The sequence below is a fragment of the Type-E symbiont of Plautia stali genome, assembly GCF_059731115.1.
On record NZ_AP035906.1, the window covers coordinates 3,408,473 to 3,428,916 of the forward strand.

At 54.9% G+C, this 20,444-nt stretch carries 18 protein-coding genes and 1 other RNA gene; 6 read left to right on the forward strand and 13 right to left on the reverse strand.

The window, feature by feature from the left end; genetic code table 11:
• Nucleotides 1–393: 393 nt before the first annotated feature.
• From ubiI to AC6I8L_RS15670, 4 genes are read right to left on the reverse strand one after another with little or no spacing between them, the layout of a single operon-like run.
• A complete protein-coding gene (gene ubiI / locus AC6I8L_RS15655) occupies nucleotides 394–1,596 on the reverse strand; it encodes an FAD-dependent 2-octaprenylphenol hydroxylase (protein ID WP_058961901.1) in 1,203 nt (400 codons plus the stop codon).
• 20 nt (nucleotides 1,597–1,616) lie between these two features.
• The gene (gene ubiH / locus AC6I8L_RS15660; protein ID WP_058961900.1) at nucleotides 1,617–2,795 is read right to left on the reverse strand and encodes a 2-octaprenyl-6-methoxyphenyl hydroxylase; all 1,179 of its coding nucleotides are present in this window, start codon (nucleotides 2,793–2,795) and stop codon (nucleotides 1,617–1,619) included.
• Nucleotides 2,792–4,114, reverse strand: coding sequence for a Xaa-Pro aminopeptidase (gene pepP, locus AC6I8L_RS15665; RefSeq protein ID WP_058961899.1), 1,323 nt, complete (start codon nucleotides 4,112–4,114; stop codon nucleotides 2,792–2,794). Before pepP ends, ubiH begins: the two co-directional genes overlap by 4 nt.
• A gap of 48 nt (nucleotides 4,115–4,162) precedes the next feature.
• Entirely contained in the window at nucleotides 4,163–4,744 is a 582-nt protein-coding gene (locus tag AC6I8L_RS15670; RefSeq protein ID WP_058961898.1) for a YecA/YgfB family protein, read from the reverse strand.
• A gap of 170 nt (nucleotides 4,745–4,914) precedes the next feature.
• Here AC6I8L_RS15670 and zapA point away from each other — a divergent pair, with 170 nt between their 5' ends.
• The 3 genes from zapA (at nucleotide 4,915) to AC6I8L_RS15685 (ending at nucleotide 6,261) form a co-directional block, all read left to right on the forward strand.
• Nucleotides 4,915–5,244 (forward strand): cell division protein ZapA, encoded by a 330-nt coding sequence (gene zapA / locus AC6I8L_RS15675; protein WP_034823204.1) that lies wholly within the window; start codon nucleotides 4,915–4,917, stop codon nucleotides 5,242–5,244.
• A 39-nt stretch (nucleotides 5,245–5,283) separates the two neighbouring features.
• Nucleotides 5,284–5,467, forward strand: a non-coding RNA gene (gene ssrS / locus AC6I8L_RS15680) — 6S RNA.
• Nucleotides 5,468–5,655: 188 nt separating this feature from the next.
• Entirely contained in the window at nucleotides 5,656–6,261 is a 606-nt protein-coding gene (locus AC6I8L_RS15685; RefSeq protein ID WP_058961897.1) for a 5-formyltetrahydrofolate cyclo-ligase, read from the forward strand.
• Nucleotides 6,262–6,335: 74 nt separating this feature from the next.
• On the opposite strand, the gene serA is transcribed toward AC6I8L_RS15685, so the two are convergent.
• Both serA and rpiA read right to left on the reverse strand, forming a co-directional pair.
• On the reverse strand, nucleotides 6,336–7,574 hold the full coding sequence (gene serA, locus AC6I8L_RS15690) for a phosphoglycerate dehydrogenase (RefSeq protein ID WP_058961896.1): 1,239 nt from the start codon (nucleotides 7,572–7,574) through the stop codon (nucleotides 6,336–6,338).
• Nucleotides 7,575–7,864: 290 nt separating this feature from the next.
• On the reverse strand, nucleotides 7,865–8,524 hold the full coding sequence (rpiA, locus tag AC6I8L_RS15695) for a ribose-5-phosphate isomerase RpiA (protein ID WP_058961895.1): 660 nt from the start codon (nucleotides 8,522–8,524) through the stop codon (nucleotides 7,865–7,867).
• A gap of 181 nt (nucleotides 8,525–8,705) precedes the next feature.
• Here rpiA and AC6I8L_RS15700 point away from each other — a divergent pair, with 181 nt between their 5' ends.
• Complete coding sequence (locus AC6I8L_RS15700) at nucleotides 8,706–9,611, forward strand: LysR family transcriptional regulator ArgP (RefSeq protein WP_034823211.1); 906 nt, start codon at nucleotides 8,706–8,708, stop codon at nucleotides 9,609–9,611.
• Between the two features lie 106 nt (nucleotides 9,612–9,717).
• Here AC6I8L_RS15700 and AC6I8L_RS15705 read toward each other — a convergent pair whose 3' ends face one another.
• The gene (locus tag AC6I8L_RS15705; protein ID WP_045814671.1) at nucleotides 9,718–10,449 is read right to left on the reverse strand and encodes an oxidative stress defense protein; all 732 of its coding nucleotides are present in this window, start codon (nucleotides 10,447–10,449) and stop codon (nucleotides 9,718–9,720) included.
• Between the two features lie 218 nt (nucleotides 10,450–10,667).
• On the opposite strand from AC6I8L_RS15705, the gene AC6I8L_RS15710 reads away from it, so the two are divergent.
• Nucleotides 10,668–11,975: an MFS transporter gene (locus AC6I8L_RS15710; protein ID WP_058961894.1), complete on the forward strand. Its 1,308-nt coding sequence runs from the start codon at nucleotides 10,668–10,670 to the stop codon at nucleotides 11,973–11,975.
• Here the strand turns inward: AC6I8L_RS15710 and AC6I8L_RS15715 are convergent.
• Entirely contained in the window at nucleotides 11,962–12,660 is a 699-nt protein-coding gene (locus tag AC6I8L_RS15715; protein ID WP_058961893.1) for an IclR family transcriptional regulator, read from the reverse strand. The genes AC6I8L_RS15710 and AC6I8L_RS15715 overlap by 14 nt on opposite strands.
• A gap of 59 nt (nucleotides 12,661–12,719) precedes the next feature.
• On the opposite strand from AC6I8L_RS15715, the gene AC6I8L_RS15720 reads away from it, so the two are divergent.
• On the forward strand, nucleotides 12,720–14,996 hold the full coding sequence (locus tag AC6I8L_RS15720; RefSeq protein ID WP_058961892.1) for an FAD-dependent oxidoreductase: 2,277 nt from the start codon (nucleotides 12,720–12,722) through the stop codon (nucleotides 14,994–14,996).
• Here AC6I8L_RS15720 and argO read toward each other — a convergent pair.
• The 5 genes from argO to epd form a co-directional block, all read right to left on the reverse strand.
• Nucleotides 14,975–15,598, reverse strand: coding sequence for an arginine exporter ArgO (gene argO, locus AC6I8L_RS15725; RefSeq protein WP_058961891.1), 624 nt, complete (start codon nucleotides 15,596–15,598; stop codon nucleotides 14,975–14,977). The two genes, AC6I8L_RS15720 and argO, sit on opposite strands and share 22 nt — an antisense overlap.
• 171 nt (nucleotides 15,599–15,769) lie before the next feature.
• Nucleotides 15,770–16,648 (reverse strand): small-conductance mechanosensitive channel MscS, encoded by an 879-nt coding sequence (gene mscS, locus AC6I8L_RS15730; RefSeq protein WP_058961890.1) that lies wholly within the window; start codon nucleotides 16,646–16,648, stop codon nucleotides 15,770–15,772.
• A 188-nt stretch (nucleotides 16,649–16,836) separates the two neighbouring features.
• Nucleotides 16,837–17,916 (reverse strand): class II fructose-bisphosphate aldolase, encoded by a 1,080-nt coding sequence (gene fbaA / locus AC6I8L_RS15735; protein WP_034823221.1) that lies wholly within the window; start codon nucleotides 17,914–17,916, stop codon nucleotides 16,837–16,839.
• A gap of 102 nt (nucleotides 17,917–18,018) precedes the next feature.
• Complete coding sequence (pgk, locus tag AC6I8L_RS15740) at nucleotides 18,019–19,182, reverse strand: phosphoglycerate kinase (protein ID WP_058961889.1); 1,164 nt, start codon at nucleotides 19,180–19,182, stop codon at nucleotides 18,019–18,021.
• 51 nt (nucleotides 19,183–19,233) lie between these two features.
• On the reverse strand, nucleotides 19,234–20,253 hold the full coding sequence (epd, locus tag AC6I8L_RS15745; protein WP_034823224.1) for an erythrose-4-phosphate dehydrogenase: 1,020 nt from the start codon (nucleotides 20,251–20,253) through the stop codon (nucleotides 19,234–19,236).
• Between the last annotated feature and the right edge of the window lie 191 nt (nucleotides 20,254–20,444).

Sequence of the window (20,444 nt, forward strand, 5' to 3'; positions counted from 1 at the left end):
TCAGCACGCACCAAACCCACCACAGCACAATTCACTGCATTTTTGTGATTAAACACGCATAAAATACAATTAATAACGATAAACACAGCCTGATAATGGAACACACGCCTCAGTACGGGAAATAGGTCCGGCGAACCCGCGACACCTTCATTAGTTAAAGTAATGCGAATTGGCGAGTAAAATTAGAATAAATCAAACGAGGCGCAATTTGAGTGCAGAGGCGCACCAGAGCAGTGCATAGGGTGAAAAAGCTAATTAAAATGCGCTTGTCCAAACACAGCCTGCAACGTCCCAGTGCAGACGTAACTGTCACTTTAGGAGCGGCTTTTGGTATGACGAGACAGTGATTCATGCAAAAAAATGGCGCCTGAATCGGCGCCATTTAAAGAGAATTTAACGAATCCAGCTGGGCATATCATTTAGCCCCATGGCCTGCTTCAGCATCATCGGTTTGACGCCCGGCAATGTGTCAGCCAGTTTCAATCCCACATCACGCAGTAGCTTTTTCGCCGGATGGGTGCCGGCAAACAGCTCACGGAATCCCTGCATGCCCGCCAGCATCATTGCCGCACTGTGCTTGCGGCTGCGCTCATAACGTCGCAGATAAAGGTGCTGCCCGATATCTTTCCCTTCCTGATGCAGACGACGAATTTCACCGATCAGTTCCGCGGCATCCATGAAGCCAAGGTTAACGCCCTGTCCGGCCAGCGGATGAATGGTGTGCGCGGCATCGCCCACCAGTGCCAGGCGGTGCGCGGCAAAGTTACGGGCATAGCGCGCCATCAGTGGGAAGGTTTTGCGCTCGCTTTCTACGTGGCATAAGCCTAAACGCATATCGAAGGCTACTGACAGATGCTGGTTGAACAACGCTTCTGGCATCGACTGCACGCGGGCCGCTTCTTGTGGCGACAGCGACCAAACGATGGAACACAGGTGCGGGTCCTGCATAGGCAGGAACGCCAGAATGCCGTCGCCATGGAACACCTGACGCGCAATCGCATCATGCGGCATATCGGTGCGGATATTGGCGACCAGCGCGTGATGATCGTAATCCCAGAAGGTAATCGGGATATCGGCTTTGTCGCGCAGCCACGAGTTTGCCCCATCCGCGGCAATCAGCAGGCGCGCACTCATCATGCTGCCGTCCTGCAAAGTGATGAACGCTTCGTTGTCGCCAAAGGCCACCTGCTGCAACTGCGCAGGGGCAAATAAGGTGATATCGCTGCACTGACTGGCGCGCTGCCACAGTGCGCTGTGAATCACTTCGTTTTCAATAATATGGCCGAGATGGGATAAGCCTTGCTGCTCATCATCAAAGCTGATGGAACCAAAGCTGTCTTGATCCCACACTTCCATGCCGTGATAGGCGCTGGCGCGCAATGCCAGGATGCTGGACCAGACGTCCAGTTTTTGCAGCAGGCGTTCGCTGGCAGCGTTGATCGCCGAGACGCGAATTGACGCGGCGCTCGCCGGATCAAATTGTGGCTCAGGTGCTTTCTCCAGCACGGCAACGCGCAGGCCGCTGCCCTGTAATCCGCAGGCGACGGCCAGACCTACCATACCGCCACCGGCAATAGCCACATCAAATGTTTGCATTGCTGCCCCTTAATTCATGCTCAACGCTTCACCCAGCCGAGCGTGCGCGCGGCAAGTGGGTTTCGCAGCCATGGCAGATGGTCCATTGCCACCAGCCCAAGATTTCTTCCCGCCACTAAGGGCGCATAACGATTGGCAAACAGTCGCACCAGGCCATCGGTCACGCCGATTGTCGCGGCGCGATCCGGTTGACGGCGTGCAGCGAAGTGCTGCAAAACGCCATAGCCGCCAACATCCTGCTGCTGACGATGCGCGCCTGCCAGCGTTTCCGCCAGCGACATCACATCGCGCAGGCCCAGGTTAAAACCCTGGCCCGCAATAGGATGCAGCGTTTGCGCCGCGTTGCCCACCAACGCCAGGCGATGCGCCACCTGACGTTCAGCGGTTTGCAGCGCCAGCGGGTACACTTCGCGCTGGCCGGCATGGGTAAAACGCCCTAAGCGCCAGCCAAACGCTTTTTGAAGCTCGTGCAGGAAGGTCGCATCATCCCACTGTTTAACTGTCGCTTCTGCCTCGACGGGATGGCACCACACCAGCGACATGCGATTGCCAGACATCGGTAATAGCGCCAGCGGACCGTGCTCGGTGAAGCGTTCAAAAGCACGCCCCTGATGCGGTTGCTGCGTGGTGACGTTGGCAATCACCGCCAGCTGCTGATAATCGTCCCGCTGCCAGGTCATACCGCATGACGCCGCAAGGGGCGAACGTGAGCCATCGGCTGCCACCAGCAACGCTCCCTGTAGCTGCTCGCCGCTGTTGAGTGTCACTGTGACAGATTCAGCTGATCGCACCACCGTCGTGACGTAATCCGGGCAGCGCAGCGTCACACCAGGCGCACTTTTCAGACGCTGGAACAGGCGCTGGCCCACATCAAACAGCTCAACCACCTGCCCCAGCGCTGGGACCTGATAATCATCCGCCTTTAGCTGCACAAAACCGGTGTGGCCACGGTCAGAGACGTGAATATCCGTGATCGGCGTACCGCAATCCGCCAGCGAGCGCCATACATCGATATCCGCCAGCTGCTGACAGGTGCCCGCCGCTAACGCAATCGCCCGGCCATCAAAGCCCGGATGTTTGCGGCTATCCGGCAGACTGCGCTCAATGAGCGTGACGGGCAGTTGGCCTTGCGTCAGATGCGAAATCGCCAGCGCCAGGGTTGCCCCGGTCATGCCGCCGCCTGCAATCAAAATGCTCATGCGTGGCGTGCCGCTGCCATCAAGGCTTCAATTGCCTCGGCATCTTTTACTACGCTGTCGGTCAGGTTTTCGTTGCCGTCAGCGGTGATCACGATGTCATCTTCGATACGGATACCGATGCCGCGATACTGCGGTGGGACTTTGGCATCCGGCGCAATGTACAGGCCCGGCTCAATCGTCAGCACCATGCCCGGCTCGAGAATGCGGTCACGGCTTGGCGTGCCATAATGGCCGACGTCATGCACATCCAGCCCCAGCCAGTGGCTTAAGCCGTGCATAAAGAACGGACGGTGCGCCTGCTCTTCAAACAGCGTGTCGATATTGCCTTCCAGAATACCGAGATCGACCAGACCAGTAATCATGATGTGCACCACTTCGTCATTAACGTCGTGGATGCTGATGCCCGGACGGAACATCGACAGCGCTTTGTACAGCGAGGCCAGTACGATGTCATAAATCTCGCGCTGCGGTTGGGTGAATTTGCCATTAACCGGGAAGGTACGGGTGATGTCACCGGCATAACCGTGGAACTCACAGCCCGCGTCAATCAGCACCAAATCACCATCGCGCATTTCACTTTCGTTTTCGGTGTAATGCAGGATGCAGCCGTTTTCACCCGATCCGACAATGGTGTTGTAAGAAGGGAAACGTGCGCCGTGGCGATTGAATTCATGGTGAATTTCGCCTTCGAGCTGATACTCAAACATCCCCGGACGGCAGGCTTGCATCGCACGAGTATGCGCCAGCGCACTGATTTTTCCCGCACGGCGCAGGATTTCAATCTCAGCTTCGCTTTTGAACAGGCGCATATCGTGCACCCACGGACGCCAGTCGGTGACAGTGGCAGGCGCGCTGAGATTCTGACGGAAGCCGCGACGCAGTTTTTCCAACGCGCTGAACACCAGTTGGTCAGCTTCTGCGTACTCACCCTGAGCGTGATACACCACATCAAGCCCGTTGAGCAGCTGATGCAATTGCTCACCGATGTCATCCCACGGTAAAGCGCGGTCAACGCCAAGCTTAGCGGGTGCGGCATCTTGCCCGAGGCGGCGGCCAAACCAGATCTCAGCGGTAAGGTCGCGAACACGATTGAACAGCACGCTGTGGTTATGCTTGTCATCACTTTTGATCAGCACTAGCAGCGCCTGCGGTTCATTGAACCCGGTGAAATACCAGAAGTCGCTGTTTTGGCGGAAATTGTATTCCGTGTCGTTGCTGCGGGTCACTTCAGGTGCAGCGAAAATCAAAGCGGCGCTGCCAGGTGCCATACGGGCAATCAGCGCCTGACGACGTTGCTGGAAAGTATCCAGTGTAATCATGTTTGCACTCCCTGTTGAAACGGGCACCACGCGCCCGCAATAACGCACTTAGTGTAACGTTGGCTTTTGCACTTCCGGCGCAGTTGGCGTGTGCTGACGAGTGAATGTGTCATGGCAAAGCAAAGCCGCCACGCGCACATACTCAATCACTTCTTCCAGCGACTGCTCCAGCTCTTCCTGATCTTCATCTTCGTCGTAACCGAGCTGCGCGATGGTGCGCAAATCATCAATCGCTTCGCCGGTTTCGCCAGTGACTTTATCCAGCTTCGGCTGCGTAACGCCTAAGCCGAGCAGGAAATGATTGACCCAGCCCGCGAGCGCATCCGCGCGATCGAAGACGGTGATGTCATCATCTTCCGGCAGCATCAGCTGGAACATGAAACCCTCTTCTTCCAGCGTATTGCTCAGATTTTCATGCAGCGCCTGCAGCGGCTGTGACAGGCTTTGTGAAAACGCCATGCCTTCGTTGGTGAGGTCATGGACCATGGTTTTCCAGCGGGTGTCTTTGTTGCCACCACACAAAATGCCGGACAGCAATCCGTGCATTTCGGCTGGCGTCATGCCCACGCCCTGCTGAGAAAGGGCTGCGGCTAGCGCGTTGTAACCAGGAGTTTCGTTCTGTAAAGACATAGGCTTTGGTCGTCGTTGGCAGAATAAGTTCGTGTTATGCTACCACCAGGTGCCTCAGGGTTTCCAGAAAAGGGGTTGTAACTTATATCGCGGCTCTATATAGTTGCGCACCTCCCAACCCATTGACAGGTAAGGGAGATGCGAACAGAGTAATCAGTCAGGATGGTGGCATGTCTGCACAACCGGTAGATATTCAGATTTTTGGTCGTTCATTGAGAGTAAATTGTCCTCCCGAACAGCAAGATGCGCTGAATCTGGCTGCTGAGGATCTCAATCAACGGTTGCAAGATTTAAAAGTTCGCACTAGAGTCACCAATACAGAGCAACTGGTGTTCATTGCCGCCTTAAATATCTGCCACGAGCTGGCACAGGAAAAAGGCAAGACGCGCGACTATGCAGCAAACATGGAACAACGTATCCGCATGCTGCAGCAGACCATTGAACAAGCATTAGTTGAGCAAGGTCGCATAACTGATCGCCAGGGCCCTAAATTCGAATAACACTTCATGGTACTCGTGTTAGAGTGACGGTGAAGTCAATTTTCTCTGAGATGTTTGCAAGCGGGCCAGTCCCCTGAGCCGATATTTCATACCAACAGAATGTGACGCTCCGTAACCTGTGAGCATGCTCGGTCCGTCCGAGAAGCCTGATGGTTGCGACGGCATATTCACCTTGAACCAAGGGTTCAAGGGTTACAGCCTGCGGCGGCATCTCGGAGATCTCCTCTTTCGTCCCCTTCGCCAGAGACTCATGTTTCAGCAAGGCGGCAAGCAAATGAATCCCAATCAGCTTAACAAATTGAGTGATTGGGGTGCATGAGCGCAGTTAACCCCCTGTACCTGAAGTATGACGCGAATCTCCCGCTTCGCATGATATAGTTGGCCAAATAGCCGACTCTGCCGGGGGGCATCATGACCGCACCTTCCCTACTTGATCGCCAGGACATTCGTCAGCATGTGCGCCATCTGCGTCGCAACCTTACGCCTGAACAGCAGGAACAAGCTGCCGATCTGCTCGCCGAGCACGCTATCAACTTTGCGCCTATCGCTAATGCTCAACGCATCGCACTGTTCCTGTCGGTTGATGGTGAAATCAACACCCGTCCGCTGATCGCCAAACTGTGGCAGCAAAAAAAGCAGGTTTACCTGCCGGTACTGCATACTTTCGCACCCGGCCATCTGCTGTTTCTGCGCTACACGCCTGAAACTTCTCTGACGCCAAACAAATTGCGTATCCCTGAACCGCCGCTGGATATCACGCAGATGGCCACACTCGATCAGTTGGATGTGATGCTGGTGCCGTTAGTGGCATTTGACCACCAGGGTCAGCGATTGGGCATGGGTGGAGGTTTTTACGATCGCACCCTGCAGCACTGGCAGCAGCATGGCTTTTTACCGATGGGCATTGCGCACGATTGCCAGCGTGTTGAGGCATTGCCAGTCGCGGCATGGGATGTCCCCTTGCCTGCTATTTTGACGCCGTCAAAGCTGTGGCAGTGGGATAGCGCCGAACGATAAAACAAAGGGCGCCAAACGATGTGGCGCCCTGAGCAATCAGCAAGATGAACGGGCACGCATGGTGCCCTGAATCATCAGTACAGCAGACGGGCGCGAATGGTGCCCGGAATCGCTTTCATCAGCTGCAGCGCTTTTTCCGCCACATCTTCTTCTGCATCGATATCGATAACCACATAACCCATTACCGGCGAGGTCTGCAGATACTGAGCGGCGATGTTGATGCCCTGCTCGGCAAAGATCTGGTTAATCGCGGTCAGCACGCCAGGACGGTTCTCATGGATGTGCAGCAAGCGGCTGACGCTAGCAGCGTGCATCGGCAGAGACACTTCCGGGAAGTTAACCGCAGACAGCGTTGAACCGTTGTCAGAGTATTTCGCCAGCTTGCCCGACACTTCCAGGCCGATGTTTTCCTGCGCTTCCTGAGTCGAGCCCCCGATATGTGGCGTCAGGATCACGTTATCAAACTCGCACAGCGGTGAGTTGAACGGATCGCTATTGGTCGCTGGTTCAACCGGGAAGACGTCGATGGCCGCGCCGGACAGATGCTTATTCGCCAGGGCGTCGCACAGGGCTGGAATATCAATCACGGTGCCGCGTGCGGCGTTGATCAACAGTGCGCCCGGCTTCATCAGCGCCAGCTCTTCAGCGCCAATCATGTTTTGCGTTGAAGCATTTTCTGGTACGTGCAGGCTGACCACGTCGCTCATATTCAGCAAATCGGACAGGTGGCGAACCTGTGTCGCATTACCCAGCGGCAGTTTGGTTTCGATATCGTAGAAGAACACGTGCATGCCCAGGCCTTCTGCCAGTACGCCCAGCTGCATGCCGATATGGCCGTAGCCAATGATGCCCAGTTTCTTACCGCGCGCTTCGAACGAGCCGTTAGCCACTTTGTTCCAGATACCACGGTGAGCTTTGGCGTTCGCTTCAGGGATCCCGCGCAGCATCAGCAGCATTTCACCAATCACCAGCTCAGCCACTGAGCGGGTGTTAGAGAATGGCGCATTGAAGACCGGCACACCGCGTTTTGCGGCCGCATTCAGGTCAACCTGGTTAGTACCGATACAGAAACAGCCTACTGCGACCAGCTTCTCAGCCGCCGCAAAGATCTCTTCAGTCAGTTGGGTACGGGAACGGATACCAATGAAGTGCGCATCGCGAATGGAGGACTTCAGCGACTCCGCATCCAGTGCCCCTTTGTGGAATTCGATGTTGGTGTAACCCGCAGCACGCAGATTATCCAGTGCACTCTGGTGAACGCCTTCCACCAGCAGGAACTTAATCTTGTCTTTTTCCAGTGATACCTTTGCCATTTCCCGACCCTATTCAGAATTCAACGAGGACTACCATAAGGTAGCCTTCTGCCAAAATATCAAAAATTTCGAGCGCGGCAATACAAACGATTGCCTGACCGCCAGCACGCGCCCACGTTGAGGCAGCACAAAGCCGTACAAAATCGTGGGATGCGAGTGCGCCGAAGTACGAACCTGCTGTTGATGAATCTTTTGTGACATAAGTCACCAAATTTCACCCCAGCAAGAAAAGATGTTTTGCAGATGGAAATAACCGGCGCAGCACTCGCGCCGGTGAGTACGCTATCAGATCAATAAGTGATGGTTTTCACACCCTCTGCCGTGCCGATCAACGCCACATCAGCACCACGCGCAGCAAACAAGCCCACGGTGACCACGCCCGGCAGTGCATTGATGGTTTTTTCCAATGCAATCGGGTCGAGAATACGCAGATTATGCACGTCGAGAATAATGTTGCCGTTGTCGGTCACCACGTTCTGACGATACTCCGGCTGGCCCCCCAGCTTCACCAGTTCACGCGCGACAAATGCACGCGCCATCGGAATCACTTCCACCGGCAGCGGGAAGTTACCCAGGATATCCACCTCTTTGGAGGCATCCGCAATGCAGATGAACTTCTTCGCCACCGCTGCGACAATTTTCTCACGCGTCAGCGCTGCGCCGCCGCCTTTGATCATCTGCATCTGTGGATTGATTTCGTCCGCGCCATCAACGTACACCGACAGCTCATCCACATTATTCAAATCAAAAACCGGAATCCCCAGGGCTTTGAGTTTTTCCGTCGAGGCTTCCGAACTGGAGACCGCGCCTTCAATTTGATCTTTCATGGTGCCGAGCGCATCAATAAAATGCGCCGCTGTTGAACCGGTGCCAACGCCAACAATGGTGCCGGGTTGCACGTATTGCAGTGCTGCCCAACCAACCGCTTTTTTCAGTTCATCCTGGGTCATGGTATGTTTAAAACCTGTGCGACATCGAAGTGCGCGTAGTATAAAACAAGGCGTCGTGAAAATGCGCGGCTGTTAACGCATCGATTTAAGCCTTTGGAAGCCAGCCCGCAAAAATCCGCCGCAGCACAATATGACAGTTTTGTGGCATAGTACTTTCCATCCTGAACGAGAGAGAACAACAATGAAACGCCCGGATTATCGAACGCTTCAGGCGCTGGATGCTGTGATTCGCGAGCGCGGTTTTGAGCGTGCGGCCCAAAAACTCTGCATCACGCAGTCTGCGGTGTCACAGCGCATTAAACAGCTGGAAAATTTATTTGGTCAGCCGCTGCTGGTGCGTACCGTGCCGCCGCGTCCGACCGAGCAAGGACAAAAACTGCTGGCACTGTTACATCAAGTCGAGTTGCTGGAAGAAGAGTGGCTGGGTGATGACAACGGCGGCACCACGCCATTGCTGCTGTCACTGGCGGTCAACGCCGACAGTCTGGCGACCTGGCTGCTGCCTGCGCTGAAAGATGTGCTGGCCGATTCACCGGTGCGCCTGAATCTGCAGGTCGAAGATGAAACCCGTACTCAGGAACGCCTACGTCGTGGTGAAGTGGTTGGTGCTGTCAGTATTCAACCGCAGCCGCTGCCAAGCTGTCTGGTGGATCAATTGGGTGCACTGGATTATCTGTTCTGCGCCTCGCCGGATTTTGCTGCGCGCTACTTCCCGAATGGCGTCACGCGTTCGGCTTTGTTGAAAGCCCCTGCGGTGGCGTTTGACCATCTCGATGATATGCATCAGGCGTTTTTACAGCAGAACTTTGATCTGTCACCGGGTAGCGTACCGTGCCACATCGTTAACTCATCGGAAGCCTTCGTGCAGCTGGCGCGTCAGGGTTCGGTGTGCTGTATGATTCCGCACTTACAGATTGAGCGTGAACTGGCACAAGGGGATTTGGTGGATTTGACGCCGGGTCTTTATCAGCGTCGCATGCTTTACTGGCACCGCTTCGCGCCAGAGAGCCGCTTAATGCGCAGCGTGACGGATGCATTGATTGCACACGGTCATCGCGTATTGCGTCAGGATACGGCGACAGCCTAATCTCAATTACCGATGAGCATAGCGGCGCGGTTTATCGCATGAATGAACAGCAGTATTGCTGCCGTTCAGCGCCATAAATCACGCCGCTATGATTCAACACATCAGATTACTGAGCTGTATTCGGCTTAATCTCGAACACCACATCCACCTGATCGTCAAAGTGAATGCTCTGCTGCTCATAGGTCTGCTGCGCGGTGGTATCCGCAGGGGCAGCAGCCGCTTTGTACATGCGCGCCATTGGCATTGGCTGATAGTTCGCCACGTGATAGCGGATGCTGTATACCGGGCCTAATTTCGCATTAAAGCCTTCTGCCAGCGCACCGGCCTGCTGAGTGGCGTTAGCAATCGCCGCTTTGCGTGCCTGATCTTTATAGGCATCAGCATTCGCCACGCCCAACTCTACCGAACGGATTTCATTCAGGCCGGATTTCAGCGCGCCGTCCAGCAACTCATTCAGTTTATCCAGCTGACGTAAGGTCACCTGCACCTGACGCACCGCACGATACCCTTTCAGTACGGACTTCCCTTCTTTGGTGTAGTCATACTCGGGTTGCGTGCTCAGGTTTGCCGCATCAATATCTTTCTTTTCGATACCGTTCTTTTGCAGAAAATCGAAATATTGCGCCACGCGGTCATCAGCTTGTTTTTTCGCATCTGCCGCATCTTTCGAAGAAACATTCACCACGATGGAGAGTGTCGCGATATCCGGACGGGCATCAACGCTTGCCTGACCTGAGGTCACAACATGCGGGCCATTCGGGACTTCACCCGCTTGTACCATCGCTGACATTACGCCCGTGCTCATTACGGCGGCCAGCGCCAGTGCTTTCAGTTTCACGAAAGTCCTCCTTGAAGGTTCAATTTACAGGTCGCCACTATGGCTAAACCTAAAACACATTACTATGCGTGATGGTCTGAGTTTGAAATCACCAAAAAGTTCGGATAACGACGGTATTAACGTATCCGCGATCGCAAAACCAGGTAAACGGATTCGCGGAAATTTTGCCTTAGTGTTTCTATTAAAGAAACAATTCTAGCCTTATGGGGAGTTGTGGTATGACAGAGCAGCCAATTAGCCAAAGCGCCATTGCTGTCCGCGCCGGACGGACGCGATTCCTGATGCTAGGGCTGGTGTTTATCAACATCATCATCAACTACATGGATCGTACCAATCTCTCTGTGGCCGCCACGCAAATGGCCGGTGAACTGCGCTTTACGCCAATGGAGATGGGGTTGATCTTCTCAGCATTTGGCTGGATCTATGCGGCGCTGCAGATCCCCGGAGGTTTTCTGATCGATCGTCTCGGCGCGCGACTGGTGTATGGCGTAGGACTGTTTGCCTGGTCATTGATCACCGCTCTGCACGCGCTCGCCAACAGCTTCGGTGCGCTCTTCGGACTACGTCTGGGCGTTGGTGCTTTTGAAGCGCCGGTGATGCCTTCGAATAACCGCGTAATATCCAGCTGGTTCCCGGAACAGGAGCGTGCCAGCGCCATCGGCATTTACTCCTCGGCCCAGTTCGTTGGACTCGCCTGCATGACGCCGCTGCTGTTCCACGTGCAAGATGCGTTTGGCTGGCGTGGACTGTTTCTGATCACCGGTGTGGCCGGGATGATCTGGGCGCTGGTGTGGTATCTGCTTTACCGTGAGCCACATGAGCATAAAGGCGTGTCAGAAGCCGAATTAAACTACCTGCGCAGCAACGGTGCCTTACTCGAGAGCCGTCAGCACACGCTGCAGCCGAAGGCCCGCTGGGCCGATCTGGCACAAATGTTTCGCAGCCGAAAACTGGTGGGTATCTATATCGGCCAGTTCACCATCTCCGCCACCTTTTGGTTCTTCCTCACCTGGTTCCCGACCTATCTGGTGGAGTATCGCCATATGGGCTTCATTAAAAGCGGCTATGTGGCTTCCGTTCCCTACTTCGCCGCTTTCTGTGGCGTACTGCTGGCAGGTTTCGCTTCGGATCGCATGATACGGAGAGGCGTGTCGCCCAGCGTGGCGCGTAAATTGCCGGTGATCCTTGGCCTGTTCCTGACGCTATTTATTCTTGGCGCCAATTACACTGACGACGCCACGCTCATCGTGATGTTTATGTCGCTGGCGTTTTTTGGCAACGGCCTCGCGACCATCACCTGGGTGTTTGTCACCGCACTGGCACCCCGCCATCTGATTGGCTTAGCGGGCGGCGTATTCAATTTCACCGGTGCGCTCTCCGCTATTGTGGTGCCGATCGCCATTGGTGCATTGATCGATGGGGATAACTTCGCCCCAGCACTCGGCTTTATTGCCGTGCTGGCCGCGATAGGCATTTGCAGCTATCTGTTCGTGGTCGGGAAAATAGAGCATGTCAGCGCGCACTGATCAGCACTTTCGCCAGCGACTGCAACTGCGTCACCCGCTGCTGCAGATGCGCATCGTCTGCCTGCCAGATTTTGGCAAACGCCAGCGCTGCGCGGTTGTTATTGATTGGCTGCGCCATGCTGATTTCGCCGTCATCACGGTGCCAGATCAAGTGGTTTGCATCACGCTTGCGCGCCAGCAACGGCGCCATCTGCGCCCACTGTTCGTCGGTAAATCGTGGACGCAACTGCTCATCACTCTCTGTCGCCAGCAGCGACACACCAATCACCGACTGCCACGCCGGCAGCATGCGGAAACCGGCCAGCGCCTGGCTGGCACTGGTGCGCTCACCCGGTTCGGAGTGCCAGATGTAAATCACCTGGTCCTCCCACAACACGCCCAGCGCCACCACGATATCGCGTGGCGCGTGTGCTTCCAGTTGCGGCAGCGCCTGGGCAAACAGCGAGGAGCCGCGGATCGCCTGCGCCGCCAGAGCATGAATCCCCGGGCCGGGCAAATAGCGGCGATGTTCGTCCTGAATCGTCAGGCCAATCGAGGCCATGGTCATCAGCAGGCGGTTAACGCGTGTGCTGTTCATGTCCATCTGTCGCGCCAGTTCACGGCAGCCCACGGCTTTATCGCTGGAAACCAAATACTGCAAGCAGCGAATCCCATCAATCAGGCTTTGGTTGGGTTGAGAAGACATAGTTCACCCTGTGGCGCTCAAAACACCAATCTTAGCTTCAGCATGACAGGAAGCAAATGATGCAGACTTTCTCTTCGCAAAATGCGCGCCACTTCCCAGAGCAAAAATTACAGGCCGATCTGTTGGTGGCGGGCGGTGGGCTCGCGGGCGTGTGTGCCGCACTGGCCGCCGCGCGTGACGGATTACAGGTGGTGTTGGTTCAGGATCGCCCGGTTCTGGGTGGCAACGCATCGAGTGAAGTGCGCTTGTGGGCCAACGGGGCGACATCGCATATGGGCAACAACAACCGCTGGGCGCGCGAAGGCGGCATCATGGGCGAGATCATGGAGGAGAACCTGTGGCGCAACAAAGAGGGCAATCCGGTGCTGTTCGATATGGTGCTGCTGGATTTGGTGCAGTCGCAGCCCGGATTAACCCTGTTGCTCAATACCGTAGTCACCGATATCGAGAAATCAGACCGTCATTTGCAATCGGTGCGGGCCTTCAACGCCATCAATCAGACCCGCTATCACGTTAAGGCCAGCCAGTTTATCGATGCCAGCGGCGATGGCGTGCTGGGATATCTGGCGGGCGCAGCGCATCGCGTGGGTGCGGAAACCGTTGAAGAGTTTGGTGAAAAGATGGCGCCAGGCGAACATTTTGGCCACAAACTCGGCCACTCAATCTACTTCTACACCAAACGTACTTCGCAGCCGGTTCGCTTTGTCCCGCCCTCTTTTGCGCTTAAAGAGATTACCGCCATTCCGCGTTACAAACGCCTGACCTCCGATCTTAACGGCTGTGATTTGTGGTGGCTGGAATGGGGCGGACGGCTCGATACGGTGCACGAAAGCGAAACCATCAAATGGGAGCTGTGGAAAATCGTCTGGGGCGTTTGGGATTACATTAAAAACTCCGGCGAGTTCCCGGATGCCGATAACCTGACCATTGAGTGGGTAGGATTGATTCCCGGCAAACGCGAGAGTCGTCGCTTCCTTGGCGACACCCTGCTCTGCCAGCAGGACATCATCGAACAGCGCGATCACTACGACGCCGTCGCCTACGGCGGCTGGTCGATTGACCTGCATCCAGCCGATGGCGTTTACAGCGAACACGATGGCTGCCGCCAGTTTCACAGCAAAGGCACTTACACCATTCCGTTCCGTGCGCTTTACAGCCAGTCGCTGGATAATCTGCTGCTCACCGGACGCTTAATTTCAGCCACCCACGTGGCCTTTGGCAGCGCGCGCGTGATGTGCACCTGCGGCGTACTGGGTGAAGTGGTGGGACGTGCGGCGGCAATCTGTCAGCAGCAGCAACTCACGCCGAAACAGCTGGCACAGCCGGAGCGCGTCACGCAGTTGCAACAACAACTGCTGCGTCAGGGCGCGTTTATCCCACGCCACCCACTGCTGAACCCGGTCAGTGATGCGCAGATCGAGGTCAGTAGCACCCTGCAACTCAGCGCCCTGCCTGCCGATGGCGGTTGGCAGTCGTTGCAATCGCGCTGTGCGTTGCTGCTGCCACTGAAAGCCGGTGAGCGCTTACCGACGATGTCCGTGCAGCTTCGCGCCAAACAGACGCAGAAACTGCAGGTTTCGCTGCTCACCAGTGACAATCCGGCCAACACCTGCGGCGATCAGTACATCGCCAACCAGACATTCACGGTTAACGACCAGGGCAGCTACCGCCTGAGTTTTGATTACCGGGCGGATGTCGATCGCTATTTGTTTATCGCCTTCGAAGAGCAGCCAGAGATTGAAGTGGCACTTACCCGCCAGCGCTTGCCAGGCGTGATGATGGTGTTCAACAGCCTCAATCCGCGCGTTGCCAAACGCACAAGGCAGATCAATGACGGCGATTACGGCGTGGATGAGTTTGATTTCTGGCTGCCGCGCCGTGCGCCACATCAGGTTCTGCTGGCGTTCGCGCTGGAGACGCCGCTAAAACTCTGGCATCGCGATTATTTACTCAACGGCAAATTGCGTCCGGAACAGCACACCAACTGTTGGGTGCCAGCACTGGATGATGCTCAGCCGACGGTCACCTGGCGATGGGAACTACAGCAACACGCACGCCAAATCACCCTGCTGTTTGATAACGACTTCGACCATGCGATGGAGACGGTGCAGATGGGTCATGCGCAGGCAGTGACGCCACATTGCACCACACATTACCGGTTATGGCTGGATGAGATGTTACTGGTGGAAGTGAAGGACAATCATCACTCGCTATGCCACCACGTCGTGCCGCAGGATGTCAGTTTCCGGCAGATACGCTTAGAGCTGATCGCCAGTGCGGGCGCGCTACCCGCACTGTACGGTTTACATCTGCATCAGAACGCGGCAATGCCCTGACGCGCTAACTGGATGGCGATAAACCACATCACGCCGCCCACCAGCAGATTGATGATGCGCTGAGCACGCACGGTGCGCAGTCGTGGCGACAGCCACGCTGCCAACAATGCCAAACCAAAAAACCAGATAATCGATGCGCTCACCGTGCCCAACGCGAACCACTGACGCGCGGCGGTAGAAGGCAGCTGACTGCCCAGGCTACCGAGCACTACAAAGGTGTCGAGATAGACATGCGGATTGAGCCACGTCACCGCCACGATGGTAGCAATAATGCGACAGCGGCCTTGCTTCATCACTGCATCATCAGCCAGCGTCACATCGCCCTGCCACGCGCTGCGCAGTGCGCCCCAGCCATACCACAGCAGAAACGCCACTCCGGCCCAGGTGATCAGCATCAGTAAAATGGGGGATTGATTCAGCAATGCACTGCCGCCGAAGATGCCGCCGCAAATCAGCACGATGTCACTCAAAGTGCACAATCCAGCGGTCATCAAATGGTAATGGCGTTTGATGCCCTGATTCATTACGAATGCGTTTTGCGGGCCAAGCGGCAGAATCAGTGCAGCGCCAAGCGCAAGCCCTTGTAAGTAAACAGATAACACGATGATAGTCCTGAATAACGAGGTAATGCGATGCAGTATAGTGACGCGAAGATATTAGTGGAAATTGAAAGATTTAATCAGTCATTAGAGAAAATAATAAGGTCGTCATAAATGACGACCTTAAAATGATGTTGCGCAGTTTACAGTTTAAAGCACAACGCCACCGGGTGATTACTCGGCTTGCGCAGCCTGTTGCTGTTGCTCGCTTTTCACCTGATGCAGATGCACATCCATCTGCGGGTATGGAATACCGATACCGTTGGCATCCAGCGTACGCTTGAAGTTCTTCATCAGATCCCAGTAAACGTTCTGCAGGTCACTGCTTTTGCTCCAGCAGCGCACCACAAAGTTCAGCGAAGAAGCGGCCAGTTCGTTCAGGCCGATCTGGATACCCATATCCTGCAGTACACGCTCATCCGCTTCCACCACTTCACGGAACAGCGCAATCACCTGATCAACATCTGCGTCGTAAGCCACGCCGATAATAAATTCGTTACGACGAATCGGTTCACGCGAATAGTTGATGATGTTGCCAGCGATGATTTTACCGTTCGGCACCACCACAATTTTACCGTCGGCACTTTTCATGGTGGTGGAGAAGATCTGCACGTTCTGCACCGTACCCATCACGCCACCGAGGTCAACGAACTCACCGGTTTTGAACGGACGGAAGGTCACCAGCAGCACGCCTGCAGCGAGGTTCGACAGCGAACCTTGCAAGGCCAAACCTACGGCCAAACCAGCGGCACCCAGCACAGCGATCACCGAGGCGGTCTGCACACCCACGCGCCCCAGTGCGGCAATAATGGTAAAGGCGATGATACCGTAACGTACCAGCGCAGAGAGGAAATCAGCCACGGTAGCATCAATATGACGCGCTACGAGGACGCGATTCACCGCATTGGAGATGATGCGCGCAATGAACATACCAATAATGATGGTGATGATCGCCGCAACGATATTCACCGCATAGCTCAGGATCAGTGCCTGATTACGTACCAGCCAGCCGCCGGCACTATTAATGCCATCGACGACATTTAAGTCTTCCATTTGTTAGCCCTGTTGTTGAGTTTCCCGCAGGAAAATGCAAAAACGGCCAGATCAGCTCCGGCACTCCCGTGTACAAGGGTAAACAAAAATGGCATGAAGCGCCAAAGATGGGCTGAATTTACTCATTATTCCGAATCGAATGCATAAAAAAAGGCCCTTTCGGGCCTTTTTTGTACTGTAAGGAAAAATTACAGCACGTCGACAGCGTTCAGCTCTTTGAAAGCCTGCTCTAAACGCACAACCATTGAAGCCTGTGCAGAGCGCAGCCATACGCGTGGGTCGTAGTATTTCTTGTTCGGGCTATCTACGCCATTTGGGTTACCCAACTGGCCTTGCAGATAGTCTTCGTTCTTTTTGTAGTACTGCAGGATGCCGTCCCAGGTCGCCCATTGGGTATCGGTATCGATGTTCATCTTGATTACGCCGTAACCAATAGACTCTTCGATTTCTGCAGCAGAAGAACCTGAACCACCGTGGAACACGAAATCCAGCGCATTGTGCGGCAGATTGTGTTTCTTGGTCACGTATTCCTGAGAATCACGCAGGATGGTTGGAGTCAGTTTCACGTTGCCTGGCTTGTACACGCCGTGCACGTTACCGAATGAAGCGGCGATGGTGAAACGCGGGCTGATTTTGCTCAGCTCGGTGTAAGCGTAATCAACATCTTCTGGCTGGGTGTACAGGGCAGAAGCGTCCATGTGGCTGTTGTCCACGCCGTCTTCTTCGCCACCGGTGCAACCCAGTTCAATTTCCAGGGTCATGTCGATTTTCGCCATGCGCGCCAGGTATTTAGAAGAGATCTCGATGTTCTCTTCCAGTGACTCTTCTGACAGATCGATCATGTGAGAAGAGAACAGTGGCTTACCGGTTTTCTTGAAGTGCTCTTCACCGGCATCCAGCAGACCATCGATCCATGGCAGCAGTTTCTTAGCACAGTGGTCGGTGTGCAGAATAACTGGCACGCCGTACTGTTCAGCCATCAGATGCACATGGTGCGCACCGGCGATAGCGCCGAAGATTGCTGCGCCCTGTGGCTTGTCGGTTTTGAAACCTTTACCGGCGATGAAGGCAGCACCACCATTGGAGAACTGAACGATGACCGGCGCTTTAACTTTGGCCGCAGCTTCCAGTACCGCGTTGATGGAGTCCGTGCCGACGCAGTTAACTGCAGGCAGAGCGAATTTGTTTTCTTTCGCTACTTGGAAAACTTTCTGAACGTCATCACCAGTGACAACGCCGGGTTTTACGAAATCAAAAATTTTAGACATGGTTGTGTCCTGTTTCGTTACCGTTCATCCCACAAAGGGACGTCGATTTTTTGCCCAGGATGGGCAAGCCTTCAGACGGCGCCGAAGCGCCGCCCCCAAAAATTACTGCTTAGCGCGCTCTTCCAGCATTGCTACCGCTGGCAGTTTTTTGCCTTCCACGAACTCGAGGAATGCGCCACCGCCGGTAGAGATGTAGGAGATCTTGTCTTCGATACCGAACAGATCAATCGCTGCCAGGGTATCGCCGCCGCCCGCAACAGAGAACGCGTCGCTGTCTGCAATCGCGTTCGCCACGATTTCGGTGCCTTTGCGGAAGTTCGGGAATTCAAACACGCCAACCGGACCGTTCCACAGGATGGTTTTTGCCTCTTTCAGCAGTTTTGCCATCGCCTGTGCGGTTTCGTCACCGAAGTCCATAATCTCTTCGTTATCCGCCACTTCGGAAACCTTTTTCACGGTTGCCGGAGCAGTTTCAGAGAATTCCGTTCCGACGCGTGAGTCGGTTGGAACCGGAATGCCGTGCTCGTCACGCAGCTTTTTCGCCGCTTCAACGAAGTCTGGTTCGTACAGTGATTTACCGACGTTGTTGTCGATAGCCACGAAGGTGTTAGCGATACCGCCGCCGACAATCACGGTATCCGCGATTTTCACCAGAGACTGCAGCACGTCGAACTTGGTCGACACTTTAGATCCACCCACAACCGCCACCAGTGGACGCTGTGGATTGCTCATGACTTTACCCAGCGCTTCCAGCTCAGCAGAGAGCAGCGGGCCAGCACAAGCGATAGGGGCGAACTTGCCCACACCGTGGGTTGAAGCCTGCGCGCGGTGCGCAGTACCGAAGGCATCCATCACGAACACGTCGCACAGGGCGGCATATTTCTTCGACAGCGTCTCTTCGTCTTTCTTCTCGCCTTTGTTAAAGCGCACGTTTTCCAGAACCACCAGCTCACCCGCGCCGACTTCAACGCCGTCGAGGTAGTCTTTCGCCAGGGTCACGTTAGTGTCGTTCAGTTTGTCTTTCAGGTAGTTAACAACAGGCAGGAGCGAGAACTCTTCGTTGTATTCACCTTCGGTCGGACGACCCAGGTGAGAGGTAACCATCACTTTCGCGCCTTGTTTCAACGCCGCTTCGATGGTAGGCAGAGAAGCACGGATACGTGCATCTGACGTCACTTTCCCTTCTTTCACTGGCACGTTGAGATCGGCACGGATCAGAACGCGTTTACCAGCAAGATCCAGATCGGTCATCTTAATTACAGACATGGTGAACCCTCTCGTTGATTCTCATAAGTTTTGCCAGACGCAGTCCGCGTCTTACCTGAAACCGCTTGCGGCCATTGCTAACGTGGTGTCGATCATGCGGTTAGCAAAGCCCCATTCGTTGTCACACCAAACCAAGGTTTTGATCAGGTGATGACCACTGACCCGCGTTTGCGTGCCGTCCACTATGGCACTGTGCGGATCATGGTTAAAATCTACTGAGACTAACGGTAATTCCGTATAGTCAACTATACCACGAAACGCCCCTTCTGACGCGTTTTGCAGCAACGCATTGACCTCACACGCCTTCACGGCTTCACGTACCGAAACGCTCAAATCAATGGCTGTCACGTTGATCGTGGGAACACGGACAGCGATGGCTTCGAAGCGGTCGTTAAATTTCGGAAAAATACGGGTAATGCCCGCAGCAAGACGCGTATCCACCGGAATGATCGATTGGCTGGCGGCACGGGTACGACGCAGATCGCTGTGATAGGCGTCAATCACCTGTTGGTCGTGCATTGCCGAGTGAATCGTGGTCACGGTGCCCGATTCAATACCGAAGGCGTCATCCAGCAACTTGATCACCGGAATAATACAGTTGGTGGTGCAAGATGCGTTGGAGACAATGCGGTCAGTTTGTTTAAGAGCTTGTTCGTTAACGCCGAACACCACGGTGGCATCCAGGTCATTACCGCCCGGATGCGAGAACAACACCTTCTTCGCACCCGCTTGCAGATGTGCTTCGCCATCTGCGCGGCTGCCGTACACGCCGGTGCAATCCAATACGATATCGACGTTCAGTTCCTGCCATGGCAGTGCATCGATATCGGCCAGGTGCAGAATGCGGATGGTGTCGTCGCCCACGAACAGTTGATCGCGCTCCTGGCGCACATCCCAGGCAAAGCGGCCATGGCTGGTGTCATACTTCAGCAAATGCGCCATGCCGGTGGCTTCAGCCAGTTCGTTGATCGCCACCACGGTAATTTCAGCGCGGCGGCCGGTTTCATACAACGCACGCAGCACATTGCGTCCGATACGACCAAAACCATTAATTGCTATGCGAACGGTCATCTCACTTCCTGCCACAACACCCAAAAAAACGTGCCAAATACCTTGAGCGTTTCGCTGCGTTTTGTACAGGGAATTATTGCCCGCTTAACGTTGCAAAATGATGCCGCTCAATTGCAACTGAAACGGTTCAGCTAGAATAAAGCATGCGCGGAATAACAGGAATGATTGCGATCAATTGCGCTGCTGATTAT